The organism is Hyphomonas sp. UBA3195, from assembly GCF_002366485.1.
GTDB lineage: Bacteria > Pseudomonadota > Alphaproteobacteria > Caulobacterales > Hyphomonadaceae > Hyphomonas.
In genome coordinates this window covers 1-26,968 of the sequence record NZ_DEXB01000043.1, presented here as the reverse complement: position 1 = coordinate 26,968, position 26,968 = coordinate 1, and the positions used below count along the sequence as shown (strand labels likewise).

22 protein-coding genes and 1 pseudogene are annotated in these 26,968 nt (G+C 60.3%); 7 read left to right on the top strand and 16 right to left on the bottom strand.

Annotated elements, in window-relative coordinates; genetic code table 11:
* Position 1: 1 nt before the first annotated feature.
* From ligA to B2344_RS12940, 3 genes are all read right to left on the bottom strand, one after another.
* Positions 2 to 2,104, bottom strand: a complete 2,103-nt coding sequence (ligA, locus tag B2344_RS12950; RefSeq protein WP_290485359.1) for an NAD-dependent DNA ligase LigA — start codon at positions 2,102 to 2,104, stop codon at positions 2 to 4.
* The gene (locus tag B2344_RS12945) at positions 2,101 to 3,792 is read right to left on the bottom strand and encodes a DNA repair protein RecN (RefSeq protein WP_290485358.1); all 1,692 of its coding nucleotides are present in this window, start codon (positions 3,790 to 3,792) and stop codon (positions 2,101 to 2,103) included. Before B2344_RS12945 ends, ligA begins: the two co-directional genes overlap by 4 nt.
* 78 nt (positions 3,793 to 3,870) lie before the next feature.
* Positions 3,871 to 5,682 carry an aminopeptidase P family protein gene (locus B2344_RS12940; RefSeq protein WP_290482313.1) on the bottom strand — a complete coding sequence of 604 codons (1,812 nt, stop codon included), beginning with the start codon at positions 5,680 to 5,682 and terminating at the stop codon, positions 3,871 to 3,873.
* Positions 5,683 to 5,852: 170 nt separating this feature from the next.
* Between B2344_RS12940 and B2344_RS12935 the strand changes: the two genes are divergently transcribed.
* Positions 5,853 to 6,035, top strand: coding sequence for a hypothetical protein (locus B2344_RS12935; protein WP_206991411.1), 183 nt, complete (start codon positions 5,853 to 5,855; stop codon positions 6,033 to 6,035).
* An 11-nt stretch (positions 6,036 to 6,046) separates the two neighbouring features.
* On the opposite strand, the gene B2344_RS12930 is transcribed toward B2344_RS12935, so the two are convergent.
* The gene (locus B2344_RS12930) at positions 6,047 to 6,904 is read right to left on the bottom strand and encodes a 50S ribosomal protein L11 methyltransferase (protein WP_290480017.1); all 858 of its coding nucleotides are present in this window, start codon (positions 6,902 to 6,904) and stop codon (positions 6,047 to 6,049) included.
* Positions 6,905 to 6,967: 63 nt separating this feature from the next.
* Here B2344_RS12930 and B2344_RS12925 point away from each other — a divergent pair, with 63 nt between their 5' ends.
* From B2344_RS12925 to B2344_RS12910, 4 genes are all read left to right on the top strand, one after another.
* On the top strand, positions 6,968 to 7,891 hold the full coding sequence (locus B2344_RS12925) for a peptidylprolyl isomerase (RefSeq protein WP_290485357.1): 924 nt from the start codon (positions 6,968 to 6,970) through the stop codon (positions 7,889 to 7,891).
* Positions 7,892 to 7,938: 47 nt separating this feature from the next.
* Positions 7,939 to 9,225, top strand: a complete 1,287-nt coding sequence (locus B2344_RS12920; RefSeq protein ID WP_206991414.1) for an ammonium transporter — start codon at positions 7,939 to 7,941, stop codon at positions 9,223 to 9,225.
* A gap of 56 nt (positions 9,226 to 9,281) precedes the next feature.
* Positions 9,282 to 10,052, top strand: a complete 771-nt coding sequence (gene pgeF, locus B2344_RS12915) for a peptidoglycan editing factor PgeF (protein ID WP_290485356.1) — start codon at positions 9,282 to 9,284, stop codon at positions 10,050 to 10,052.
* 88 nt (positions 10,053 to 10,140) lie between these two features.
* Positions 10,141 to 11,076 (top strand): ribose-phosphate pyrophosphokinase, encoded by a 936-nt coding sequence (locus tag B2344_RS12910; protein WP_206991416.1) that lies wholly within the window; start codon positions 10,141 to 10,143, stop codon positions 11,074 to 11,076.
* Between the two features lie 6 nt (positions 11,077 to 11,082).
* On the opposite strand, the gene B2344_RS12905 is transcribed toward B2344_RS12910, so the two are convergent.
* The 5 genes from B2344_RS12905 to B2344_RS12885 all read right to left on the bottom strand — a co-directional run bounded on the left by B2344_RS12905 (position 11,083) and on the right by B2344_RS12885 (position 15,164).
* Complete coding sequence (locus B2344_RS12905) at positions 11,083 to 11,586, bottom strand: hypothetical protein (protein ID WP_290483371.1); 504 nt, start codon at positions 11,584 to 11,586, stop codon at positions 11,083 to 11,085.
* Between the two features lie 87 nt (positions 11,587 to 11,673).
* Entirely contained in the window at positions 11,674 to 13,584 is a 1,911-nt protein-coding gene (locus B2344_RS12900) for a peptidoglycan DD-metalloendopeptidase family protein (RefSeq protein WP_290485355.1), read from the bottom strand.
* Positions 13,581 to 13,964 (bottom strand): BlaI/MecI/CopY family transcriptional regulator, encoded by a 384-nt coding sequence (locus B2344_RS12895; protein WP_290485354.1) that lies wholly within the window; start codon positions 13,962 to 13,964, stop codon positions 13,581 to 13,583. The genes B2344_RS12900 and B2344_RS12895 overlap by 4 nt, the downstream gene beginning before the upstream one ends.
* Before the next feature lie 119 nt (positions 13,965 to 14,083).
* Positions 14,084 to 14,362, bottom strand: a complete 279-nt coding sequence (locus tag B2344_RS12890; protein WP_290483369.1) for a hypothetical protein — start codon at positions 14,360 to 14,362, stop codon at positions 14,084 to 14,086.
* A gap of 91 nt (positions 14,363 to 14,453) precedes the next feature.
* Positions 14,454 to 15,164, bottom strand: coding sequence for a molecular chaperone DjiA (locus B2344_RS12885; protein ID WP_034815017.1), 711 nt, complete (start codon positions 15,162 to 15,164; stop codon positions 14,454 to 14,456).
* 192 nt (positions 15,165 to 15,356) lie between these two features.
* Here B2344_RS12885 and B2344_RS12880 point away from each other — a divergent pair, with 192 nt between their 5' ends.
* Positions 15,357 to 15,902 carry a fasciclin domain-containing protein gene (locus B2344_RS12880; protein ID WP_290483368.1) on the top strand — a complete coding sequence of 182 codons (546 nt, stop codon included), beginning with the start codon at positions 15,357 to 15,359 and terminating at the stop codon, positions 15,900 to 15,902.
* A 60-nt stretch (positions 15,903 to 15,962) separates the two neighbouring features.
* Here the strand turns inward: B2344_RS12880 and B2344_RS12875 are convergent, their stop codons facing one another.
* From B2344_RS12875 to dusA, 6 genes are all read right to left on the bottom strand, one after another.
* On the bottom strand, positions 15,963 to 16,844 hold the full coding sequence (locus B2344_RS12875) for an ion transporter (protein ID WP_290483367.1): 882 nt from the start codon (positions 16,842 to 16,844) through the stop codon (positions 15,963 to 15,965).
* A gap of 106 nt (positions 16,845 to 16,950) precedes the next feature.
* Complete coding sequence (locus B2344_RS12870; protein ID WP_290485353.1) at positions 16,951 to 17,421, bottom strand: YybH family protein; 471 nt, start codon at positions 17,419 to 17,421, stop codon at positions 16,951 to 16,953.
* A 26-nt stretch (positions 17,422 to 17,447) separates the two neighbouring features.
* Positions 17,448 to 19,187 (bottom strand): MFS transporter, encoded by a 1,740-nt coding sequence (locus tag B2344_RS12865; RefSeq protein WP_290483365.1) that lies wholly within the window; start codon positions 19,185 to 19,187, stop codon positions 17,448 to 17,450.
* A complete protein-coding gene (locus tag B2344_RS12860) occupies positions 19,184 to 20,674 on the bottom strand; it encodes an ATP-binding protein (RefSeq protein ID WP_290483364.1) in 1,491 nt (496 codons plus the stop codon). Before B2344_RS12860 ends, B2344_RS12865 begins: the two co-directional genes overlap by 4 nt.
* A gap of 37 nt (positions 20,675 to 20,711) precedes the next feature.
* Entirely contained in the window at positions 20,712 to 22,280 is a 1,569-nt protein-coding gene (locus tag B2344_RS12855) for a YifB family Mg chelatase-like AAA ATPase (protein ID WP_290483363.1), read from the bottom strand.
* Positions 22,281 to 22,370: 90 nt separating this feature from the next.
* Positions 22,371 to 23,348: a tRNA dihydrouridine(20/20a) synthase DusA gene (dusA, locus tag B2344_RS12850; protein ID WP_290485352.1), complete on the bottom strand. Its 978-nt coding sequence runs from the start codon at positions 23,346 to 23,348 to the stop codon at positions 22,371 to 22,373.
* Between the two features lie 136 nt (positions 23,349 to 23,484).
* Between dusA and B2344_RS12845 the strand changes: the two genes are divergently transcribed.
* Positions 23,485 to 24,156 carry a 4'-phosphopantetheinyl transferase family protein gene (locus B2344_RS12845; protein WP_290480028.1) on the top strand — a complete coding sequence of 224 codons (672 nt, stop codon included), beginning with the start codon at positions 23,485 to 23,487 and terminating at the stop codon, positions 24,154 to 24,156.
* Here the strand turns inward: B2344_RS12845 and B2344_RS12840 are convergent.
* Positions 24,153 to 26,968: pseudogene (locus tag B2344_RS12840) on the bottom strand (beta-ketoacyl synthase); the annotation flags it as partial. The gene B2344_RS12845 and the pseudogene B2344_RS12840 overlap by 4 nt on opposite strands.

The window sequence follows — 26,968 nt, the reverse complement described above, 5'->3', positions numbered from 1 at the left end:
ATCAGCCGCCGATCAGTTCAAACCATTCGTCTTCTGTCAGCGTCTGAACGCCGAGGCTTTCGGCTTTTTTCAGCTTTGAGCCCGCGCCCGGACCGGCGACGAGGATGTCCGTCTTCGCCGAAACAGACCCCGACACTTTTGCACCCAGCGCATTGGCTCGCGCCTTGGCTTCGTCGCGCGTCACCCGCTCCAGTGTGCCCGTGAAGACAATCGTCTTGCCGGCGACAGGGCTGTCCGATGAGGCAGCTTCTTCGGCTTCGACGCTGATTTCTTCAAGCAACGCGCTCAGCATGTCGCGATTGTGGGGCTCCGCCTCGAAATCGACGAGCGCGCCCGCCGCCGCCTTGCCGACGCCATCAATGCCAGTGAGTTCCGCAAAGGATTCGGATTCCTGTCCGCCTTCGGCTGCGCGCACGACCGTTTCCCAGAAAGGCGCCCAATTCAGGAAATGCCGGGCATAGAGCTGGGACGTGGTCTGGCCGACATGGCGGATGCCGAGCCCGTTGAGAAAGCGCGCAAATGGCACAGTCCGGCGCGCATCGATCGCGTCGAACAATTTCTTCGCTGAGGCTTTTCCGAAGCCTTCCCATTCTTCAAGTGGCGGCAGGCCTTCCGCCTCAATGCGCGCGGCCAATCGGAAAATGTCCTGCGGTGCTTTCACCACGCCCTTCTCCTGAAAGAGCTGGACCTGTTTCGCGCCGATGCCATCAATGTCGAGCGCCTTGCGGGAGACGAAATGCTTCAGTCGCTCGACTGCCTGCGCCGGACAGACGAGCCCGCCCGTGCAGCGACGGCGCACATCGGCCTCGCCCTTGTCGTCGATTTCGCGCACAGCGGCCGATCCACAGACCGGGCACGTGTCCGGCATATGCCAGACCTTGCCGCCGCCATCCTGCACCACGCGCAGGACTTGCGGGATGACATCCCCTGCCCTCTGGATTTCGACCGTATCGCCGGGTTTCACGCCAAGGCGTTCAATTTCGTCTTCATTGTGAAGCGTTGCATTCGAAACCACGACGCCGCCAACCGTAACCGGGGCCAGGCGCGCGACCGGCGTCAGCGAGCCTGTGCGGCCGACCTGAATGTCGATCTCTTCGAGCGTTGTGGTCGCCTTTTCGGCCGGGAATTTATGAGCGATGGCCCAGCGCGGCGCGCGGCTGACAAAGCCGAGGCGCTGTTGCCAGTCCAGCCGGTTCACCTTGTAGACGACACCGTCGATATCGTAGCCGAGCGTGGCACGCTGCTGCTCGATGTTGCGGTAGGTTGCGATCAGGTCGTCCACGGTCGCAGCGGTGGCCATCAGGGGATTGGTCTGAAATCCCCATTCTGCAAACTTGGCGACCGCTTCACTTTGCGTTTCCGCGAAGGGCGCACTTTCAGCCGCCCAGGCATAGGCAAAGAAATTCAGCGGCCGGGATTTGGTGATCTCGGTATCAAGTTGGCGCAGGCTGCCGGCGGCTGCGTTGCGCGGATTGGCAAAAGTCTTGCGGCCCGCCTGGTCTTCGCGCGCATTGAGAGCCGCAAAGTCGGCATGGCTCATATAGACTTCGCCGCGGATCTCGATGAAATCGGGCCAATCCTTGCCAGCCAATTTCGTCGGGATGTCATTCAGTGTCAGCGCGTTCGCGGTGACGTCTTCGCCGACCAGCCCGTTTCCGCGTGTTGCAGCACGTTTCAATTTGCCCTTTTCATAAGTCAGGCTGAGCGACAGACCGTCAATTTTCGGCTCGGCGGTGAGTTCCAGTGTCTCGGACTCGTCCAGTCCGAGGAAGCGCCGGATGCGCCCGGCAAACTCGGTGACGTCTTCGTCTGAAAACGCATTGTCGAGCGACAGCATGGGCGCGGCATGGGTTGCCTTGGCAAAGCCGTCTTGCGCGACCGCGCCCACACGGTCGGACGGGCTGTCTTCGCGTTTCAGCTCAGGGAAGCGGGCTTCAATGGCGAGGTTGCGTTGGCGGGCGACATCATATTCGGCATCGGTCAGGACCGGCGCGTCTTCCTGATAATAGGCGGCGTCAGCTTCAGCGATAATGGCCGCGAGGCGCGCGAGTTCAGCGGCCGCCTCGTCCGGCGTCAGATCCTCGACCGGTGTTGCCTCGCTCATGCACCCTCCAACAACCTCCCGGCGGCTGCGCGGGCCTCAGCGGTAACTTCGGCGCCTGACAGCATTCGGGCAATTTCTTCCTGCCTGCTGCTGTCATCTAGCCCGCGTATGCGTGAGCCGCCAGCCCCATCCTGCTCCTTCTCCACAAGCCACTGGGCTGAGGCGGACGCGGCCACTTGCGGGCTGTGCGTGATGGCGAAGACCTGCCGGGCCTGACCCAGCGAGATCAGGCGTTCCCCGATCGCGGCCGCGACCGCGCCTCCAACGCCCTGATCGGCCTCGTCAAAGATCAGCGTTAGCGCAGATCCTGCTTCGGCGAGGGCACATTTCAAGGCGAGCGAGACGCGGGCGAGTTCGCCGCCGGACGCAATCTTGCGCAACGGGCCAAAACCCGCGCCCGGATTGGTCTCGGCATCAAATTCGACCCAGTCGATTCCGTTCGGGCCGCCCTCCCCCTCTGCCAAAGGAGTGATTGCAACGCGGATGACCGAGCGACTAAGTTTCAGTGGCTTCAGCTCGCGCGCGATGGCTTTTTCCAATTGCGAGGCGGCCGCCTGCCGGGCGTCGCTTAGCTTGCCAGCCGCCTGATGCCAGTCGGCCCGGGCAGATGCTTCAGCCTTGCGGGCAGCAATCAGCGCGTCTTCGCCCGCTTCAACCAGGTCGAGCCGATCACTCAATGAAGTGAGCATGTCTGGCAGGAGATCGGGATCGCAGCCATGCTTCCGGCCCGCTGCCCGCAAGGCGAACAGCCGCGCCTCGGCGCCGTCCAGTTCAGCAGAATCATGATCGACAAGCCGTTCGAGCTGGCTGATCGCGCCTGCTGCTTCGCGCGCTTCAATCAAGGCCCGCTCGACTGCTTCGGCGGCGGCACGTGCGGCAACCGGCAGCGTGTCCTGAGAGGATTCAAATCCCGGCAAGCGGCAAATCCGTTCGGTGGCACGCGCCGCCTTGGACAAGGCATCTTCCACGCCGGACTTTTCCAACACATTTTCGGCTTCACGCACGGCCTCGGTGACGCGTTCCGACTGCATCAACAGGGTCCGACGCTCTGTCAGGATGGCGGCTTCGCCTTCCTGCGGATTCAAGCTGGAGAGCTCGGCCACAGCCTCGGCCAGCCATTCGCGATGTTCGATGGCTTCGGCATGCGCGTCTTCAAGTTCCTGACGCCGGGCGCTGGCCTCCGCCATCGCAGCATGAGTGGCCGCGCACATGTCCAAAAGCTTTTCATTGCCTGCAAACTGGTCGAGCAAACGGCGGTGAGATGATGGCTTCAGCAGGGTGGAGGCCGCGTGCTGGCCGTGAATCTCGACCAAGAGGTCCCCGATCTCCGACAGGAGCGCCGCGCTGACCGGCTGATCATTGAGAAAGGCACGCGCGGGGCCGTTGCGGCGGATCACGCGTTTCATGGTCAGGGTCTCGTCCGGCGAAGCGTCAATGCCTGCTTCGGCCAGTGCAGACCAGACTGGATGGCTGACCGGGGGCGAAAACTCAACCGCCACACTCGACTGGTCCTGCCCCGCCCGGATCATCCCACGGTCGGACCCGTGCCCCATCGCAAGCGACAGGGCATCGAGAATGATGGACTTGCCCGCCCCGGTCTCCCCGGTCAGCGCCGTAAACCCGGCGCCCGGTTCGATGTCCAGGCGGTCAATCAGGACGAAATCACGTATCGACAATGAAAGGATCATGGCCAGTCTCCAAAGAGTCTACTGGCCATGATTTATCATTAGAACAAAACCGGAACAAGCCCGATTTTCACAGACTGCCTAAAGCGGCATGCAGGCCGCGCGCAACCAGTCCTTCACCGGCCCGTCCAGACGGTCGGCCAACAATTCGTAGACTTGCGCGTGATAGGCATCGACCCAGTCCCGCTCGTCCTTGGTCAGATGAGCCAGATCGATCAGGTCCCGCGCGAGGGGCGCGAAGGTCAGGCATTCAAAGCCATACATGTCGAGTTCGCCACCTTCGATGGCCGCCGGTGGCGTGACATATTGAAGGTTCTCGATCCGGATGCCGTACTGTCCGGCGCGGTAATAGCCCGGCTCATTCGAGACGATCATGCCGGTTTCCAGCGGCACGGAATTCCACGCCTTGGCAATGCGCTGCGGGCCTTCATGGACGCCGAGATAGACGCCGACCCCATGGCCGGTGCCGTGCTGGTAGTCGAGCCCGGCCTGCCAGAGCGCATGGCGCGCGAGAATGTCGAGATGGGTTCCGGTCGTGCCTTTCGGAAAGCGCACCATGGCCAGCGAGATATGCCCCTTCAGGACCAGCGTGTAGTGACGCCGCATGTCCGCGCTCGGATCACCGATGGGAACCGTACGCGTCACGTCTGTCGTGCCGTCCAGATACTGGCCGCCACTGTCGACAAGATAGAGGCTGCCACGTTCCAGCTTGCGGTTCGAGGCTGTCGAAACGCGGTAATGCGGCAGCGCGCCATTCGGGCCGGCACCGGAAATTGTCGGGAAGGACAAATCGTTCAGGCCGCCAAGGTTTTCGCGGAATTCTTCCAGCTTGATGGCGGCGTCGATCTCGGTGATCTCGCCGCTCTGCGCGTCCGTATCAAGCCAGTGCAGGAAGCGGGTCAGGGCCACGCCATCACGAAGATGGGCGGCGGCCGAGCCTGCGAGTTCCGCGTCATTCTTGCAAGCCTTGGGCAGAGCGACCGGGTCGCGTTGGCGTACAGGCGTTGCACCAGCCTGTTCGAGCTGGTCAAAGAACCAGGCTGAGGCCACATCCGGATCAACGCTGACCGTCTTGCCTTTCAGGTCTGAAAGGCCCTTTTCGAGATCGGCCAACGGGCGCAACGTGACACTGTTGCCAAGATGCTGGCGGAGCGCGTTGGATACTTTCACTTCATCAAGGAAGAGGTCAGCTGACCCGTCTGCGAACAGAATGGCGCGGCCGAGCGGCAGCGGCGTGCAGCTGACATCACCGCCGCGAATGTTGAAAGCCCAGGCGATGGACGCCGGCGACGTGATCACAGCCGCGTCGAGCTTTTCGGCTTTGAGATCGTGGCCAATCTGCACACGCTTTTCGTCATGCGCGACGCCTGCAAATTTTACCTCATGCGGCACGACGAGCGCGGCGGGCTGGTCTGGCCGGTCGGCCCAGGCGAGGTCGATAGGATTGTTCGCGACGCTGACCAGTTCAGCGCCAGCCGCCTTGGCGGCCGTGCCCATGGCCGCGACATCGTTCGGGCTCATCAGTTTCGGGTCATAGCCGATGCGCTTGCCGGTCATGTCCTGCGATTTGAGCCAGCCGAACGGGCCGGGCTCCGGCACAGCCTGAACTTCCCAGAGATCCGGATCGGTCTGGTCGGCGACCTGCAGCGTGTAGCGGCCATCGGCGAAGATCACCGCGCGGTCTGTGAAGACGAATGCAGAACCGAACGAACCGGTAAACCCGCTCACCCAAGCCAGGCGCTCATTGGCGTCAGGCAGGTATTCGTTCTGGTATTCATCATCATGCGGAACATAAAGGCCGTCGAGCCCCTGCGCGGAAAGCTGTTCGCGAACGAGGGGCAGATGCGCCCGGCCGTCCTGCGGACCGCCCTTGATATCAAATGTCTGTCTCATGTCCCCTACTTAGTGCGAAAGCGTGGTTTTGACCATAGAAAGCCGCATCGTAGCTATGCATTTATTCATGCAAATTTCCGCTTTTCTATGCTTTTTTGTTTATGCTTTTACGCTACATAGCGCCCACACAAAAGATTGTGCGCCGCACAATACAAAAAGAGGGACGCACTATGAGACGTCAAAACACAATTACTGCGCCAGAAATGGCAATCCTCAACGGCCAGGGCCGTTCGCTGATGGTCAACGAGATGGCTGAGCCAGCCTTCGTGAACGCGCTGCAGAGCGCCGAAAGCCAGCGTCCGCAAATCCTGGCACGCCGTTCTGCGCGCTGGGCGCGCCGCGCCGCTTACTGATCCTGCAGGGCTTAACCCGGCTTCCGGAACACCAGCGTCGACCACCCGTCTTCGCGAATACGTGTCTGGAAGTCGAGCCCGCGGGACGCAAAGGCGTTCCGGACTGGCGGCGCTTGGTGGTGCAGCAGTCCTGACAGGATAATTGTGCCGCCCGGCGCCGTGAGAGACGCAATATCCGGTGCGAGCCCGATCAGGGGCCGCATCAGGATGTTCGCAAACACGGTGTCATACGGCCCGCCCTGACGAATGCGTGGCGTGTTCGCACCGGTGACATGCAAGGCGGTGAAGCCGTTGACATGATTCTTGCGGGCATTCTCATTCGCCACACGCACGCTATCGAGATCGATATCCGTACCGATCGCCGAGGATGCCCCCGCCTTCAGAGCAGCAATCGCCAGAACGCCGGAGCCCGTGCCAAGGTCAAGCACCTTGCCGATGGACCGGCGGCGGCGCACATCATCCAGCGCCAGCAAGCATCCGAGCGTCGTGCCATGATGGCCCGTTCCAAACGCAGGGCCGGCCTCGATCAGCACGGAAATCTTTCCCGGTGACTGGCGCGCAAGGGCGTGGCTGCCCGCTACAACGAACGGTCCGGCCTTGACCGGTGGCAAGCCTTCGAGTGACAGCGTCACCCAGTCTTGCTCGATCACCTGTTCGATCCGCGCGACAAGATCCGGCGCGGCTTCTTCGATAATGACAACGCAGGCTTTGGCGTCTTCGAGCGTTTCCGCGAACGCATCGAGCCGCCAACTGGTCCGGCTGTCCTCCTTGGCATCAACCGCGCCCGCTGGCGACGGATCGGCCCAGGCCAGCGCATCCCACGCCGTTTCAACTGGCGCCCGCGCGCCTTTTGCACTTATCTGATACATGAGCGGCGCTTAGCAGGCGGATGATTTCTTGGGAAGGACACAAAGATGGTGCGGATATCTCTCATGGCAGTTGCCATCGGCATCTCCTTATTGGGCGCTTGCGAAACAGCGCCCGATCCGAGCCCTGCCCCCGCCTCCGAGATGGTAGACGCTCCGGCCCCTGTGGCGCCATGGCGTGAGGTGGCCCCTGAAAATCTTGTGGTCCTGAAAACGGTGGCAGGGGATGTCATGATCGAACTCGCCCCTGAAGTCGCGCCGCAGCATGTCGCGCAATTTCGCGAGGCGATACGGAGCAATCTCTATAATGGCGAATATTTCTATCGCGTGATCGATGGCCATGTGGCGCAGGCAGGACTCGAATTCGAACACCTTCTGGAAGATTGGGCCGAGCTACCGCTGGAAGCCGAGCGGGCCGTGGACGCAGACGGCTTCGTGCCCCTGGGCAATGAGGACCTGTTCGCCGGTCAGGTGGGCCACCGGAATGGCTTCGCAGTTGGCCGAGAGAGCGGACAGGAATGGTTACTGCATTGTCCCGGCGCCCTTGGCATGGCGCGCAATTCCCCGCCGGAGACCGGCTCGACCGAATTCTTTGTTCCCATCGGTCAGCGCCGGTATCTTGATCGGAACTATACGATATTTGGTCGGGTCATTTCGGGCATGGCCCATATCAACCGACTGGAACGCGTGGAGCCTGTGCAGGAGGACAAGATAGAATCCTTCCAGAATCCGGACACATCCGAAAAAGCATTTGCGGCGCGCGCGCAGGCCCTCTCCGCCAATGAGATCCTGTCTGTCGGGCTCGCGGCTGACATGCCCGAAAGTTTGCGCCCACGCTGGGAAGTCATGGCAACGCCCGGCGCAGAATGGGAAGACCTGAAGACCTCCAAACGCGATTACAGCATCTATGATGCCTTTGTGGTTACACCTCCAAAGCGCGTGGATATCTGCACACTCCCTGTCCCTGCGAGACAGGTGCTCGTTGATTGACGAACCGTTCGAGCTTCGTCAGAAATGACGAAAAAACGGGGAGTGAAATGCTGAAATCAATAAAAGGCGCTGCACGCGCAGGCTTAGTTGTGGCCGCCATCGGGGCACTCGCCCTGCCCGCCCATGCCGATACCGGAGACACAGCCTGGATCCTGACCGCCACGGCGCTGGTCCTGTTCATGACCCTGCCGGGACTTGCCCTGTTCTATGGCGGCCTCGTTCAAGCGAAGAATTTGCTTTCCATCTTCATGCAGTGCTTTGCAATTGCCTGCCTGGTCAGTCTGGTCTGGCTGGTGTGTGGATATTCCATCGCTTTCGGTCCGGGCGCGACGGGCTATCTCGGCGGGTTCGCGAAGAGCATGCTTGCAAACGTCACCGGTGCGCCACTCGACGGGCAGACCATTCCCGAACCCTTGTTCTTCATGTTCCAGATGACCTTTGCCATCATCACCCCGGCGCTGATTGTCGGCGCGTTCGTGGAGCGCGTGAATTTTGCGGCTGTGCTGATCTTTTCCGCGCTCTGGCTCGTGCTCTGCTACGCGCCTGTTGCCCATTGGGTCTGGGGTGGAGGCTGGCTGGCCCAGCAAGGCGTGATCGATTTCGCAGGGGGTATCGTGGTGCACACGACAGCCGGCATCTCCGCACTCGTATTCGCACTGATGCTGGGACGTCGTAGCCATTTTCCGAAGGATATGCGTCCGCCCCACAGTCCGGGATTCGTGATGCTTGGCGCGGCCATGCTCTGGGTCGGCTGGTTCGGCTTCAATGCTGGCTCGGCCCTCGGTGCCAATGATGGCGCGGCGCAGGCCATGTTGGTCACACACATCTCGGCCGCCACAGCATCACTTGTCTGGATGCTGATCGAATGGGTCAGCTTTCGCAAACCCACACTCGTCGGCATCGCAACCGGCATGGTCGCAGGCCTCGCGACGATCACCCCGGCGGCGGGATCCGTCGGCCCGGTCGGCGCCATCATTATCGGCATCCTGGCCGCAGGCGTCTGCTACGCAGCCGTTGGCTTGATCCGGCAACGTCTGAAGATCGATGACAGCCTCGACGTGTTCGCCGTGCATGGCGTTGGCGGTATTCTCGGCAGTTTGTTGATCCCGTTCCTCGCAGCCGCAGGTCCGCTGGCGCCGGGACTGGAGATGTCCACCGGTGCGCAGTTTGGTGTGCAACTGCTCGGTGTAGCAGTCGTCGCCGTTTATTCGGCCATCATGACCGGAGCGATCCTGTTCGTCATCAAGCTGTTCATTCCTTTGCGGGTTTCTACCGAGGATGAGGAGAATGGCCTCGACTCAGCCACTCATGGTGAGTCCGCCTATCACTTCTGAATGGTATCGCGGCGGCGCGCTTGACAGGCGCGCCGCAGCAAACCACGGCTAGGGCAATGACCGATACGCCCCCCTTTAAAACGAGTGATAATCTTTCAGGCCTGCCGGAGATCCGCCATGGATTCTTTGGCCGAAAGGGCGGTGTTTCGGGTGGTCTCTATACCAGTTTGAATGCCGGGGAAGGCTCAGGGGATGTGCCCGGCGCCGTCGCGACCAATCGCGAGCGAATCCGCACCGCCATGTCCGCGCGCGCGCTGCTCTCCTGCTACCAGATTCATTCAGCCGATGTGGCACATGTCACCGAACCGTGGAGCGTGCGCCCGGAGGCCGATGCGATGGTGACGAAAATTCCGGAAATCGCCCTGTGCATCCTGACGGCCGACTGCACGCCGGTTCTGTTTGCCGATGCCGAAGCGGGCGTGATTGGTGCGGCGCATGCGGGCTGGAAAGGCGCCATCGGAGGTGTGCTCGACACCACTGTTGCGGCGATGATTGAACTTGGCGCCGAAGCTGGCCGGATTCGCGCAGCCATTGGTCCCACGATCCAGCAGGCAAGTTATGAAGTCGGCCCCGAATTCCGAAACACTTTCCTGGACGCCTCCCCCCATAACGCGGCCTTGTTCTTGCCCGGCAAGGGAGACCGGTTTCAGTTCGACCTGCCGGGCTATTGTCGACAAAGGCTGGATGGGCTCGGCGTCCACAGCGTTCACGACACCGGGCTGGACACATGCGCGCTGAAAGACTCCTATTTTTCCAACCGGCGGCGCAATCAGCGGGGCGAGCCAGACTATGGCCGAAATGCCTCAGTCATCATGCTTGCGCTGTAATTTTCTGAAAAAGTCGTAAGAGTCCGGTTGCGACTCGCCGCCCTATGTTACAAAAGCGACACCAATTGGGCAGCACGGGCGCTCCATCATGAAACTGCTTTCCTGCAACGCAAACCGGCCATTGGCGGAAGCCATCGCCGATTATCTTGACACGCGCCTGACGCGGTCTGAGGTGAAGACCTTCTCGGATCAGGAAATATTTGTCCGCATCGACGAGAATGTCCGCGGCGAAGATGTCTTCGTGATCCAGTCCACGTCCTACCCCGCCAATGACAATCTGATGCAATTGCTGATCTGCATGGACGCGCTGAAGCGCGCCTCGGCCCGTCGCATCACCGCCGTCATCCCCTATTTCGGCTATGCCCGGCAGGATCGTAAAACGGATGGTCGTACGCCCATCTCCGCCAAGCTGGTCGCAAACCTGATCTGCAGCGCGGGCGCCGACCGCGTATTGACCGTCGATCTGCATGCCGGCCAGATCCAGGGCTTCTTCGATATTCCAACAGACAACCTGTTCGGCAGCCCCGTCATGGTCGATGACATCAAGGAGCGCTACGGGAACAAGGATCTCATGGTGGTCTCTCCGGATGTTGGCGGCGTGGTGCGCGCCCGCTCGCTGGCCAAGCGATTGGAGGCCGACCTTGCCATCGTCGACAAACGCCGCCCCGAAGCTGGCAAGTCAGAAGTCATGAACATTATCGGCGATGTGTCCGGCAAGCGCTGCATCATGCTGGACGATATGTGTGATTCCGGGGGCACGCTGGCAAACGCCGCCGCCGCCCTGAAAGAGCATGGTGCCAAATCGGTTTCTGCCTATGTCACGCATGGCGTGCTTTCAAACAATGCCGTTCAGAGGATCGAGAAATCGGTGCTGGACGAATTGGTGATGACCGACTCGATTCAGCCGTCCGAAGATGCGATCAAATCGGAATCTATCCGCATCCTGCCCATTTCCCCGCTATTGGGCGAAGCCATTCGCCGTATCGCGAACGAGGAAAGCGTTTCGAAACTGTTCGATCGCTAGGACTCACTAGTCGACTTCAGGCGCCAGCCGATTCACCAAATACCGGACCGCGCCGAGGATCAACAGGATGCTCGTCACCAGCAAACCCGCCAGCACAGCCATCAGCGTGGCAATGGCGTAATACGACATCACATACCAGTTCGTCGGGATATCTTCGAATTCCCCGATTGGAATGGATGAGAATGTCAAAAGCGCCACAGCGCTGCACAGGCTGATCGTGGCGAACCAGGCAATCATGCGCACGCGCTTGAACAACCAGATGCCGATGTCGGCACTACTGTTGTGCATCATCCCGAGCATGGTGAGCATAAGGGCAAGGATCGTGGCCGACGCGCTGGCGATAGCCGATCCGAAATAGAGGGACGAATCCGACAGCGCCTCCACAAGGCTCACCGCCTCGGATCGGGAATACATTTGACCGACGAACAGACGGTGGATTCCAAACAGGGCAAATGTCAGTACACCCCCAATGATTGGAGTGGATTTCCCGACCGGTTTGGGGTTTGCCATGATCGAGAATCCTCCTGACAGCCGACGCGCCTGCTATTAGACGCGTCGGCGGATCAGAAAGTTCCAAGCATCGTCATCCGGTCCGCGCTAGGCGATACAGAATTCCATCGGATATGTGATGCCTTTGGCGTCGACAGGCTTGCCTGCCTTATTGGTAAGCGGTTTGAACGTCGCGCCCTTCAGTGCTGCCGCCGAAGATTCGAAGACCGGATCGGTGCATTCTGCAAGTGTATTCTGTGGAACGCCATCAGCACCAAGATCGAACAGGACCATGCAGCCACCACTGAGTCGTTTCTTGGCCGCGTCGGCAGGATAGGATGGCCTTGGATGATTCACAGCCTCAGGCGTCCAGTTTGCATTTAGCGACAGGCCAGCAAGCTTGTTCTCGGCCTTGGATGCATCCAGCCTTGCCAACCAGACGGCAGACTTTTCGCGCGTGTCGGCCCAGTTTGCGATGACCTCGCAACCGCCAACTTCACCCCGGATCTCCTCAAAAGCCACATCGCGCTTGATTGGTGCCAGCGGTGCAGCCGGGATGGAGGCAGGCTTGGGCGCGGCATCCGGCACAGGAGCCGCGGGGGGCTGTGGAACCTTCGCGCCGGAATTTGCCGTGATGAACAGGGAGTCCGCCAGGATGAGCCCGGGCTCTGCCATCGGATCGACCGCCTGGCCTGCGCGCCAGACTTCAAGGTGCAGGTGTGGCCCGGTGGCTTGGCCGGACTGGCCCAGCGAGCCGATCACAGTACCTGCGGAGACGGATTCCCCCAGTGACACTTTGATATCTTTCAACTGCCCGAAGCGGAGCACAGTCTCACCCGCAGCGATTTCGACGAGATTCCCGTATCCATTTGTCATTTCTGCGCGGGTCACGATTGCTGAAGTCGGCGCATAGATCGGCTTGCCTTCTTCCTCTGCCAAGTCGACGCCCTGATGTTGTTTCAATTCGCCTGAGACAGGGTGTTTACGCACGCCAAAGGCGCTGGTCAGCTTCGCCTTGTCCAGCACGGCATGACTGTATGTAACCGCGTCGGTCGGCAGCGCGGCGGCGCCCCGGATCAGTGATCCCTGCGCCAAGGCGAGCGGGGTCGCGAGCGCCAGCGCTGCCGCGACTGCCAAGCCAAGACGTTTCGGCCGGTGGTGGGTCTCACTCAGGAGTTGGGTCAAGCGCATTTTGAGGGTTCCTTCTTTCTTGAGCGTGAATGCTGCAACCGGCAGGATGAGCGCAGGCCGGGCATGACGCGCCACCTGGGTCAAGGCGCGAGCATAGGCGATCCGGTCACCCGTCAGCTCGGCGGTCTCTTCATCGACGATCGCCTCGCGCCAATAATCAAGGCGCTCGCGCATGGCCCAGGCAAAAGGAGAGAACCAGAATATGTCTGCGACCATACGGTCAAATGGGCGGGTCAGCAGGTCACCCCGCTTCAGGTGAACCAGTTCGTGCACGATGATTTGTGGTGTGTGTTGTTTCGAGATGAGCGCTGCCGGTATGAAGACGACCGGGCGCACGATACCGGCAAGGAACGGCGCCCCCTGCGGGATAACCCGCACATCCGGCACGCGCCGCAATCCAATCGCGTCGGCCCAGTGGCGAACCGGGCGGATGACCGGACGGGATGTCTGCTTCAGGCGCTGAAGTCTGGCCTGCCCCACAGCCCAACAGACCGCACGCACGAACCACCCGGCAACAAGCGCCCACAGCACCAGTGTCGCAACCGGCGGTATACGGAATTCTGTGGTAGATTCTTCAACAAAGACGGCATCAGACTGGACCGTCAGCGCATCCATGACCGGCAAGTCCGGCAAGGCCTGTGCGGCAACTTGAGTCAGACCCGGCATGAAAGCAGATGCCAGGAATGGTGCGAACATCAAAGCTGCTGCGCCGCGCCATATGGCCTGAGCCATCCTGGGTGAGGGTTTGAGCGTGCAAAGCACGGTGGCGAGCAGCCAGAGCGCCGCGCTCCAACCAAAGGCGAGTGCGATCAGTCCGAACAAGCTCATGCCTTGCCCTCCGTATCGGCCGCCGCCGCGTTGATGATGGCGTCGAGTTCGTCAAGTTCGGCATCGGAGAGGTGTGGACTTTCCGCAAACAAGGCCGCCGGCAATGGCCCGTCCATATCCAGAACCTGGCGGGCGAGATGACGGACCAATCCGCCCAATGTGGCGGTCCGGTCTATAGCGGCGGCATACACTGCGATGCCATGCATGTCCTGACGGCTGACCCAGCCCTTCTCTTCCATCCTGGCAATGACGGTGCGGGTCGTCGACGGCTTCCACCCCTGCCCCGGACCGATGGCATCATGCACCTCACGTGCGCTTTGCCGGCCATGTGACCAGAGATATTTCAACACGCTGAGTTCGGAAGGATTGGGCTGGGACATGCAAATCTCGCTATCAAAGTCACATGTACGCTACAGTTGTAGCGCTCCAGTGTCAAGCGAGCGCTTTTGGGGGCTTCAGGCTCCCCATCCGTTTCAAAATTCCAGATAATTCGGAGTTGTTATTCGACAGTCCAGCCGCGCGGCGTGCGGCGGGCGTCAAGAATGAGCGGCTCTTCAGCCGTGTCGCGCGCTTGCGGGCGGATGCCCTTCCGGCCAGCATACCGCATGAACAAGGCCGCCGCAGCCAGCAAGACGCCTGCGATAGCGGTCATCACGGCTAGCAATCCGGCAAACAGCACCAGCAAGAGCCCAATACATAGCCGCGCCACAAGGCTGATCGCACTCGAAAATGCGTCTGCAATATTGAAACGGCCGGAACTGGAAGCTGCTTGGGTCATGAATCTCTCGTTTACAGTGCAAACATGGCGCCAGTGCTGCGTTCCGTCAATGGAATGGCATGCCGATACTATGTGAATTCGCGGAAATGCCTCAATCCGACCGGATCAGCAGACCGCGTTCGGTCCGAATTTGCGCATAGGCGGCTGTAATCGATGCCGCCTTGGCATGCGCGGCATCCTCGAATTCGCGTGGTGCGCCCATTTGCACCACACGGTCCGGATGGTGATCAGACATCAACTGACGATAGGCGGCACGAATATCGGAAAACTCTGCATCATGGGAGACGCCGAGAATGTGGTATGGGTCGTCGCTATCCGGGCCCAAATGGCTGGCCTTGATCCGGCGGAATGTCAGCTCATCAAAGCCGAAGGCATCGGATACGGTGCGCAAATAGTCCATCTCATCCGCCGTCACGACGCCATCCGCACCCGCGATTTGGAACAGGCCGTCCAGCACGCCTTCCAGCAAGCATGGGCGATCTCGGTATTTCCGGCCGATCTTGCGAGCGTAGCCTTCATAGCCGCGCACAGTCTGGCGGGCGATATTGAAGACACGGCGAACACTGTCGGCGTCTTCAGGCGCGGCGCGGAAGACGCGCGAAAATACCATGATTTCCTGATCCGATACGGTGCCGTCAGCTACGGCAAGCTTTGCACCGAGCCCCACGACCGCCGCAGTAAACCCGACATCATTCGGATCTGGCGCGCACGCAAAATCAGCCCCGTCGGCAAGCATGCCGTCAGAGTTGTCAGGATCGAACAGGCGCCGTCCGCCCTCAAGCACTCGGGTCCACAAAGACATCTCGGGAAATTCTATACCCTATTTTGGCAATTTTGGGAGCGCGGCATGCTGACAGTTGCGTGAAGTCCTGCTCACACTTCCAAAGATGAATTCTTTTTTAGATTCTGATCCTCCGGGACGGACGACCCGTAAAGGGTGGCATCGATGGATATGGTTCCATCGGAAAATTTCTGAATTGGGACACCCCTAATCATGAAACGTCTTCTCACGCTCACCGCTGCTTTCGCCTTCCTGGCCGCCCCGGCCCTCGCAGAGACCTGTCAGTATTCCAAGGATCGCATGGCTAGCCATGTCGAGGCCGAGCTCATCAAAGGCGAATGGTCCAAGATGGATATCGTCGACACCGCCGCCGAAGCTGGCCAGTTCAACACGCTGCTGGCTGCCGCGACTTCAGCTGGTCTGGTCGATGCCCTGAAGGGCGAAGGCCCGCTTACCGTGTTTGCGCCAACCGATGCTGCCTTCGCCGCCCTTCCCGAGGGTACGGTCGAAACCCTGTTGATGCCGGAGAACAAGCACCAACTTGCCGACATTCTCAAACTGCACGTGATCGCTGACAGCAAGGTGACCTCTGACCAGCTCGCCGGAAAGACACTGACCGCAAGCACGTTGAATGGCGACGTAGCAATCGATGGCACCGACGGCGTAACGGTGAATGGCGCCACCGTCGTGAAAGCCGATGTCATGGCCTCCAACGGTGTCATCCATGTGATCGACCAGGTCCTTCTGCCCAAAGGCTAAGGTGATCTGCAAAGCAAAGCGATGCTGAAGGCCTGCCCACATATCGGGGGCGGGCCTTCTCTACTTTGACTGCGCCTCAACCGAGGCTCTCAAGGCGGCGATCTCTGATCGCATCTCCTGTATTGCCGAAAGGACGGCGGCGCGCTCCTTCTCGGCGGTCATGAGTTCACCTTCCAATTCTCCTTCGATTTCGTCGAGTCCCTCCTCGATGATCGCCTGTTGTTCGGCCGCGAGCGAATCCACAATCAGGGCGATGAACAAGTTGAGAATGGCGAAGCTGGCGATGAAGATGAAGATCAGGAAGAACATCCAGGCATAGGGATTGCCATCATCAATCACTTTCTGGACAACTTCGAACCGCCAGCCATCCATCGTCATGACCTGGAAAAGTGAATAGGCCGAACGCGGCAGATCCCCGAACAGTTCGGTGACCTCTTCATTCTCGGTATTGCCGTACATGTTGGTCGCCATTACGGCGGCAACATATGTGATCAGCGCCAGCACTGCGAAAATGGCGCCCATGCCCGGCAGGGCCTTCATCAGCGCCTCGGTAATCCGGCGCATCATTGGAACGATATGCAGTAATCGGAGAATCCGCAGAACCCGGAGCGCACGCAATACGCCGAATGCCTGAGTTCCTGGTATCAGCGAAACGCCAATGACGATGAAGTCAAACCAGTTCCAACCCCGCCGGAAGAATTGCAACCGATAGACTACCAGTTTCAGCAGGATCTCGACCGCAAAGACATATGTGATCGTCTGGTCAACTGCGTCGAGCGACGCGACAAGGCCCTCAGGCAGTGTCTCGCGATAGGTCAGCACGCCAAGAATCACGGCGTTCACGATGATCAAGGCGATCACCAGATGCCGGAACCACGGCCGCTCGATCACGCGCTCCAGCGCAGAATTATGGGTTTCAAAATCGAGTGTTGCGCGTTTCATGGTCTGTGCCGGCTCCCCTTCGGTCGTGAGGCCACACGGCGTTTTGCCCGTAACTGGGCCGACTGCCAAGGCTTGGAATGGCTTATGTCGGCGTCATCGCAACCCGTTAGTCCGCTGACGTGGTTGTGTCGGAAATGATCACCCAACCGCCATCAATCTTGCGCAGGACAAGCGTGTACAGTCCGGACGGATTGTCGCCTTCGACTTCGAGCATCCAATGGCCATGTGCGATGGCGGCATCGGGCGACAGAATTTCAATCTCATAGTCGGACGTCACCAGCGTGCCCATTTTTTCAGGCGTATCGTAGCGTGTTTCATAGCGATGAAGCGTTGCGTCCCACCCGCGCGCAATGTTGCCGCCAGACGCAAAGCGCAAGTCTGGCGACTTCCAATATCCGTCCATGAAGGCGGGTATATCACCGCGATTCCAGGCTGCGTCTTGCGCCTCAAGCATCGCCGTGATGGCTGCCTCCTCCTGAACTTCCAAAGCGACGCTCACCCCAGCCGGTTGGGCCGGAACAGTCCCGCAGGCCGATATGGCAAGGGGCATGACGAACGCAATCAGGGCTGAACGCATGAGACTTCCTCCAGTATTAATGAGGTTTACCCGGCCGATACCGACCGCTTGAGATAGGTTTGACGGCCCCACTCTATGGCACTGAGTACGACCGCAACACCCCCAAGCCAGAAGGTAATGATGAACACGTCATAGAACCCGTTCTGTTCAATCATCTCGCCCAGCCAAGGCCGGCCCAGCGTGCCGATCAGCATTGTGAGCGAGGCCAGCAACGCATACTGAACGGCGGCAAAACGCGGATTGACCACTGATGTCAGATAGGCCGTCATTGCGACGAGCGCGAAGCCGCCTGCAATGTTCTCGGCAAAGATCGTCACCATCAGGCGCGCCATGCGCTGGCCCTGGTCAGAGGCAATTGCCACTTCCTCAGGCTGGAGTTTTGCGGCCCAATCCGCAAAGGTGATCAATGGTGCATCAAGATGGGTGAACGCCAGGAAAGCATCAACCGTCACCGCGCCAGCCGCCAAGTCCGCATAAAGCAAATTGGTCGCCGCCGCGACGATCCCACCAACAAAAAAGACTGGCATCCGGCCGAGCAGCGCGATCAGTGTCGCGCCGATGAGCGAGCCGAGAATGGTTGCCACAACACCGAAGAATTTCGAGGCGATGGCTACATCGTCGAGCGTATGTCCCAACGCATCAAGGTCTGCGCGCAAATAGAAAGGATAGGCAAACGAGCCCCAGACCGCATCGGTGAACCGGTAGGTCAGTGCCAGTGCGAGCACGAGAATGGTCCACCAACCGAGCCGGGAAATGAGCTCCATCAATGGGTCGAAGATCGCCCGAAACAGGGTGGCCAACAGCTTGTCGCCGCGACTCTGTCCCACCACCAGCAAGGGTGCCTCTGTTGCAACAGCCTTTTGTGTGAACACCAGCAAGGCGGCAACGACGGCTGGCAGGACCACGGTCAGCAAGACAATGACAGGCCCCTGTTCGGAAACAAACACCCGCGAGGATATGTCTGCGCCCAAGGCCAGTTTGCGCACGACAAAAGTGCCGATCATCGTGAAGCCGATGAGCCAGCTGAGTGCGACGACGATCACGGCCGGAAGAGTAACTTTTCTGCGCAGCGAGGGCAGGAAACTCATACGGCTCGTATCAGGGCGGGACGAAGATTCCGGTTCCGGCGCGAGCAAACTGCCCAGCACGGTCAGCGCAATGAACACCGACATCATCACATAGGACACGGTCCATCCGACACGTGCGGCCACCAGCAAGGCGAGAAAGCCGGAGATGAAACCGCCGGACTTGTAGCCGAACTGGTAGAGGGCGGACATGAGGTCCTTGTCCTCTTCAGAGCGCGCCACTTCGATCCGCCAGGCATCGAGGATCAGATCATGGGTCGGCCCAATAAGAGTGATCACGAAACAGATCAGCGCCACGAGGCCAATATTTTCCGGTGGATTGCTAAAGGCCAGGATGATCAGCAGCAAAGCGATCACGGATTGGCACACGATCAGCCAGGATCGGCGTCCCCCGATGCGCAGAAATGGTACGTTTCGAGCGCGGCCAAACATGGGCGCCCAGAGATATTTGAACGAGTAACCCAGAGAGACCAGCGCGAGCACACCGATCGTGTTTGTGTCGACGCCTTCCTGAGTGAGCCAGGCCGACAAGACACCAACCACCGCGCCATATGGTATGCTGGCAGCAAATGACAGGATGAGCATAGCCGCCATGCGGCGATCCTTCAGGGCCTTCAGCGCGCGGACCGCGCGCGATGGCTCGCGAACTTCAGGAGGCGTTGGCGCTGAGGTGTCGCTCATGCAGCGCCTTCGTGCCGGACCGGCGCGCTCGTCCAGTGCAGCGCAAGGCGACGGAGTGCCTCGGCATCCAGAGGCTTGGCAGCCACGCCGTTTGCGCCAGCCGCGCGCGCCTGTCGCTCGATGTTCGGATTCATTTCCGCAGAGACAGCCAGCATCGGAACGTCCGACCCGTTGTCGCGAATGCGGCGCATGGCTTCAAAGCCATCCATGACTGGCATGCGCAAATCCATCAGGATGAGGGCGATGTTCATTTGCGTTGCAGTCTCCACAGCTTCGCTTCCGGTGGAGGCTACAGTGACGGTAAAACCGGCCGATTCCAAGGCGCGTCGTGCGATCAGTGCATTTACCGGATTGTCATCGGCAATCAGCACATGCCCTGCCCCTGTCTTCTGCTCCGGCTCGTCTATCGCCTGCTCACCTGATTGGACGACATAGACACGTTCTGCAATCGAGGATGCGCGCAGCGGTCGTACCAGCCAGCCTGCACAGCCCAGACTCCGAAACCGCTCGATCGCGCCACGGTCTTCGGGACGCAGGACCACCAGGGTTGGACGCTGGCAGGCAAATTCTCTGACGAGCTTTTCGCGTAAATCAGCGCCAATCAACAATATATCGACGTGACCGGGCACACGCCCCGCGACTGGGTCGATCAAAAAAGGCCTGGCCTCGGACCCGGAAAGCGCAGACGCGGCTGCAAGCGTGGTGGCGGCCGGGAGACCGACGAGGCCAACGGTCATATCGAGTTGCGGCAGGTCATGCGTGGACGGCATGTCTGCACGTGCCAGGGGCAGGAATATCTTGAAGGCGGTGCCCAGGCCGGGAGCACCATCAATGTCTACCCGTCCACCCAGCAGCTCCGTCAGCCGCTTGACGATGGCAAGGCCAAGCCCGACTCCGCCATCATTGAAAGCATCCTGCGTGGCCGATTGTTTGAACGCGCTGAACAATTGGACGCGATCCGCTTCAGCTATGCCGGGACCGGTGTCGATGACACGGAATTCGAGCCCATCCGTTCGAGCCGCGATATCCAGCAAGACCGAACCCTGGCGCGTGAACTTGAGGGCGTTGCCCACCAGGTTGAACAAGATCTGTCGTATACGACCTGCATCGCCGGAATAGGTCGGCATCGGCAAAGGCTGCGCGCGAACAGCAAGGTCGAGCCCTGCCGCATGCGCACGCGGGCTGAGCAATTCGATCACTTCACGGCCCAGACGCACCGGGCAAAAATTTTCGACTTCCAGTTCCACTGCAGACGCATCGAGCCGGGCATAATCCAGCACATTATTAAGCAAATCGAGCAGGCGCCCGCCGCTCATCTTGATCGCCTCGGCATATTCGCGCTGCGCTGGGGCCAGTTCGGTCTCAAGCAACAGGGAAACTGTGCCGAGAATACCGTTCAGGGGCGTGCGAATTTCATGACTCGCCGTTGCCAGGAAGGTGTCTTCCGGCTTGGCGGGATTTGCGGGAGGCTTTTGTGAGTCTGTCATCGGGCAGCAGACTTATCGCAAAGCCTTTAGCATTCATTTAACCGACCATGCTCCCGGCTGCAGCGCCGCGCGCCGCAGATACGGCTGGCTCGGGCATGCCCGGCGGACGATGCCGATAGGATAGTGCCTCAGCGACATGAAGCCGCCGCACGCCGTCACAACCCTCAAGATCTGCAATGGTGCGTGCCACTTTGAGCACCCGGCTGTAGCCCCGCGCGGTCAGTTGCAGCCGCGAAGCGGCATCCGCCAGCAAAGCGGCACCAGCCTCATCAGGCGCTGCCGACTTTTCCAGTTCGGAAAGAGGCGTGTCGGCGTTAACCGATCGGATCGTGTCACTTGCCATATGCCCCAGCCGCTCTGTCTGGATGTCACGCGCCCGGGCGACGCGCGCGCGAACTTCTTCAGAGCCTTCCGAGGGCGGCGGCAGCGCAAGATCAACGGCGGTAACTGGTGGCGTGTCGTAGTAGAGATCGATCCGGTCCAGGAACGGACCGGACAAGCGGGCCTGATATTGCTGTGCACAGCGGGGACCCCGCCGACAGGCGGCTGCGCCGGGTCCTCCCCCACACCGGCATGGATTCATGGCAGCGATCAGCTGAAACCGCGCCGGATACCGCACATGCCGGTTGGCCCGCGCCACCACGGCTTCGCCCGCCTCAAGCGGCTGTCGCAAACTGTCGAGCACCGTTGCGGGGAATTCCGGCAATTCATCAAGAAAAAGCACGCCATGATGCGCGAGCGAGACTTCACCGGGCTTGGCCTTGATTCCGCCCCCGACCAAAGCAGCCATGGAGGCCGAATGGTGCGGCGCGCGAAAGGGTCGTCTCCGCGAGAGGCGTCCGCGCTCCAACAGGCCCGCAATCGACTGAATTTGCGAAACTTCCAGCAATTCCCGCGCAGATAATGGCGGCAATATGCCAGCCAATCTTTGGGCCAGCATGGACTTCCCCGACCCAGGCGGGCCGCAAAAAAGGAGATTGTGCCCCCCGGCGGCTGCAATTTCGAGTGCGCGCTTGGCACCTTCCTGACCTTTCACATCGCGCAGATCCGGCCCGGCGGGCGGGGTTGCCAGTTCGCCCGGCTGCGGAGGGCTGATAACAGCGCGGCCAGTAAAGTGATTGATCAGGGCAATCAGGCCTGTTGCGCCAATAACACTGCCGCCTGCCCAGGCTGCTTCAGCGCCGCAAATCTGTGGGCAGATGAGTTGTAAATCCATGCCTTCAGCGGCCATGGCGGCTGGCAGGACCCCGAGCGTTTCGCCCAGCGCGCCATCAAGCGAAAGTTCTCCAATGGCCGCGTAGGCCTCCAACTGGTCTGGTGGGATCACGCCCATCATGGCGAGCAGGGCAAGCGCGATGGCGAGATCATAATGGCTGCCTTCCTTGGGAAGATCAGCGGGGGCGAGGTTCACGATGACCCGTTTCGGCGGGAGTGCGAGCCCAAGGGAGGCAAAAGCGGCCCGGACACGTTCACGGCTCTCGCCAACCGCCTTGTCCGGCAAGCCGACAATATGAAACGCTGGCTGGCCGCCGGTCATCTGGACCTGCACATCCACGGGCTGGGCGTCTACGCCCTCAAATGCAAACGTCGTAACCCTGCAAACCATCTCCAACCCCTGTCAGCATGGGGCAAATGGTTAACAGAATATTGCGAACAAATAAAGAACGAAATTCCGAAAAGTTGAACCTGCTTTGTATCAGGCGTCGAGCATGACCGCGCTAAGCGCTTCATCCAACACTTCCAGACCGGCGCCCTTACGCACGGCTTTCTCAGAGAGTGTTCGCCGCCAGCGGCGCGCGCCGGGCTGTCCGTTGAACAGGCCCAGCATATGACGGGTCATCGCATGCAACCCGACGCCCTCTTCCAGACGCGCTGCCATATAAGGCCGGTACGCGTCGAGGGCTACCTCTGGTGAGACAGGCTCGCCGACCCCGAACAATGCGGAATCCACCGCGCCCAGCAGGGCTGGGGATTGATAAGCGGCACGCCCCAGCATGACGCCATCAAAAGTATCGAGGTGGTCGCGGCAAGCCTCGATTGTGGTGATGCCGCCATTCAGGATAATGGTCAGGTCAGGCCGCACGGCCTTCAGGCGCGCCACAAGGTCATAATCAAGCGGCGGAATATCGCGGTTCTCCTTCGGGCTCAGGCCTTTAAGCCAAGCCTTGCGCGCGTGAACGGTGAAAACCTCGCAACCTGCTGCGCTGACTTTCTCGACAAAATCAAACAGAGTTTCTTCCGCTGGCAAATCATCAATGGCGATGCGGCACTTTACCGTGACCGGGATGGACACGCGGGCTTTCATGGCGTCAACGCAGGCGGCTACTTCGTCCGGCCGCGCCATCAGGCAAGCTCCGAACGCGCCTGATTGAACTCGGTCGGACGGGCAGCCGCAATTGATATTTACCTCGTCATAGCCGAACTGCTCGGCAATGGCGGCCGCTTCGGCGAGCTTTGCCGGCTCGTTGCCACCCAGTTGCAGGACGACGGGATGCTCAGCTTCGGAGAAGCCAATCAAGCGGCCGCGGTCTCCATGGATGACGGCATCAGCCGTCACCATTTCAGACCAGAGCAGCGCATGTTTCGACAGGCTCCGATGGAACATGCGGCAGTGCCGGTCCGTCCAGTCCATCATGGGCGCGATCGAAAACTTGTAGGAAAGGCTGGATGGCATAGTCAATGTCAGGTCCGGAAGTGCATATACGGGCTCATTCCGACTTCTAGCGGAAACAAGCGGTGTGTGTATATTCTTGGCTGTAATTGGATCATTTCCCGCGCTGATCCGGTATATCACTTGCAGCCTGACTGATATGATCCAACTCGACATTCCCTCATCTCAGACCCGCACGCCGGAGCAGCCGAGCATCTCGGCGTATATTCTGGATCATTCGGAGGTACAGACGCAGTCATCGGTCCTCACCAATACCGAGTACGCGCGCCTTGGAAAGTTGTTCGATCCAGACATACGTCTTGATCTGGAACGCTCATTCGCAGCTGTGCGAACCGGCCTTTCAAATCATCTCGGCCAAGCGAAGGCGGATATAGTTCTCGAACATGATACGCTCGGGGCGCCTTCCCTGCGAAATATGCGGGAACTGTATCTGTCGATTTCTCGCACCGGGGGCTGGTCTGCCTTCGCCACCTCTCATGACAAAGCGGTCGGAATTGATATCGAAAAGGTTCGCGACATCGATTGGCGACAGATGCTGCCGATGATGTGTTCGGCTTCGGAGCGAAAGATATTCAGCGGTATCGCTAACGACGATCTCCTCCCATTCTACAGGCTGTGGACGATCAAGGAGGCCATCATGAAAGCCGCCGGTCAGGGATTCCGCATGGGGGCACCGACGATCAACCTATCCGCAAGCCTCATCCTTGGTGAGACTTCCCAGGGACAAGTATCGCATACGGATCGAATATTCGACATTTCGTGCTTCCTGCACGGAGACATTGTCACTTGCGTCGCGAGCGAGTGCGCCTAGCCTTTGTCCACCAGCCCAAGGCTGTAGGGACCGACTTCGTAAACACGCAGGCCATCCCGCCACAGGCTTCCTCGTGCAGTGACCAACCAGCCCTTGTCGCGTTTCTCTATGGAAACAATCTCCATCACGGTAACGACTTCTTTCTTGTCGGGCGTCACCTGTCCGCGATAGCTCCATTTGAACGGTGCGCCGGTCGCAATGGTTTCAAAGTGCGGGTCGCTCATGCCCTCATCCAGTCCCTTGAGCAGAATGGCGCGCGCCAGCAATTGTGCGAGCGCATCAAGGCCGAGCGACCCCGGCTGGACCGGATCCTGATAGAAGTGCGCCTTGAAGTACCACGCATTCGGATCAACTGCTTGGCGGCCCCGGATCAGACCAAGCCCGGCCTCTCCGCCGGTCGGGTTGAAATAGTCGACCGCGTCCAGCATGCGCATCTTGCCGCCTGCAAGGCGCTTTTCAATCATGCGCGTCTTCACTTTTTCGCCCGGCAGGTCGAACGCAGCAGAGAAATGCGGCTTGGCCGACAGGCCGGCCTGGCGCACGAGCGCGGCAGCTGGAAAGAATCCGAACTGGGTCGTCAGGTCCAGGACAGGTTCGCCTGAGGCTAGCGTGACCACAACGCGGAAGGTCACAATGGTCATCGGTCCGACACGGGAGAAGGCCGTCAACTCGCTCTCAACGACCATAGTCCCATCATCTGGGCTGAGCTCGCGATGCAGGACTCCATCGCCTTCGAGATTTCGGAATTTCAGATTACCGGACAAGGCAAAACCGCAATGGCTGGCGAGCCACCCACACGGCTGCAGCGCGATCTCCGACAGGACGGCGAAGGGCATGGCCCCATTCCTGTTGTCCTCGAAATACCAAGCATCCGTAGGAATGTCGTATTCGGCGCGGACCTTTGCGCCAACTTCCTGCACGCCTGGCCGTGTGGACACGTCGATGACCCGCGTCATCATGTGATATGGCTCTTGCGGCAAACGGGGCACGATGCCTTCGGTATCGAACCGGTCATACATTTCGCCAAAAGCCGCCGACGGCGCGCCATTGGCGCAATCGAGCAATGCGGCGTGGTCGCCCCGACTCTCGCCCATCGGGCCCGTCCGGATCGGCGTGTCGGCGATCCGCGGCGCGGGCCAGTCGCGGCGCAGGCGCAGGCCGAAGCGCGGACAGTAGAACACCTTCTTGCCGTCACTGCTTGCCAGAAGGGACGCGTAAATTTCCGGGGCTTCTCCATCAATGATCTCATCGATGAAGACCTCATATGTCACGTCGTGGTCCGTATCCGGAATGACCTGCCCCCGGCAGACGAATTGCGCCATATGGCCCGGCATCGGTTCGAAGACATACCCGTCACGTTCGGTCAGCAGGCCCGCGGCCGCTGCGTAGAATTCCAGTGCTTGCACGGCGGCCTCAGCCATCAGCGTGCCGGGCATGCAGGGATCGTTGTGGAAATGACCCTCATAGAACCAGGCATCGACGGGTACATGCGCGCGGGCTTTCAAATATCCCCTGCCCCACGGCCCGCCATGGGGGTCAAAGGCTTCGACATCATCGAAGAGAGCCAGCCTGTCGTCCGGCAGACGGATCGGACGTGACTGCGCGGCCGCCAGTTCGAACCCGTCGCCAAAGCATGCCCAGGCATTACCGACACGGTAAGCGTCCAGATCCTTGGCACTGAAAGCTCGCTTCCGGCTCGCGCCCTCGGCGGCAAATGGCGCGGGGTCTGCGGTAGGCGGTGAATCCTTGGCGGGATCCCACATGACGCCCTTTCCGGAGGCAAGTTCCTCATCGCTGAAGAAGCCGGCCTGACCGTTTCGCACGGAGAAGACGCGGCGGTCGCCCGCCATACAATCATACTGGAAGAAAAACATGCGGACACCGGCGAGTGTCGCCTGCCCGGTGATCTCGATCTGGAAGTGTAGCGTCTCACCGGGCTCTGGCAGGCCGCCCTCATGGAATGTGATTTCGCACCCCAGAAGGCGATAGACCCGGTCATCCTGGTTCTTGAAGTCCGCCCCCATCCAGCCAATCAAGGTCAGGTCAGCTTGCCCGCTTTCGATCAGCGGACCGGGCCGGATCCGGCCATCATGGATGAACCATTGATCCGGCTTCAAATCGGTTTCGGTCCAGATGATGCCGGTACTCTCGACTCCGGCCTCTGCATCGATTCCGGTGATCCGGTCGACGAGCAGCAAAGGGGGCGCTGGCAGGCGCACCTGACGAGCATATTGGTCCTGCGGTTTGAATGCGGCACCGAAGAAGTCAGACATCTTCTCACGCGTGGATTTCTCGATCTCGGGATAGTTCCAGTGCGGTCCTGCGGGTGATCGCGGCAGAAGTGGCTCTGTTCCAGCAGTCACCTTGCGCGGCGCGGGCAGCGGTCGGTCTGCCGGCGGCGCGGGGAATGGCACCTGCGTGGTGCTGACTTTTAAATCGCATGGCGCAGGATAGTTCACGGCGGCCAAAATCGGCGCAACCGGCATCCGGCTTGTTGGGATTAGGGCCGGAACAATAGGCTTGGCGTAAGGGACATCGCGTGTCAGCGCCCAGGGCGCAGGCCGCACGGTCCTGTTGCGTCGCGCGGCGTCGAGCGCGTCTGCGACGGGCTTCATCTTGGGAGCGCGCCCGTCCGCGAACAGGAAGGCGGCGAGGTCGGCGACCTGTCCCAAGTCCGCTGTTTCAATGCGGTCGGTGGCGACCGCATTGTAGTCCTTGCCTTCAAGAATATTGCCAAGTGCTGCGGTCAGCGTGTCGCGCGGGCCAAGCTCCACAAAGGTGCGCACGCCATCTTTCCATGCCTGTTCGACCG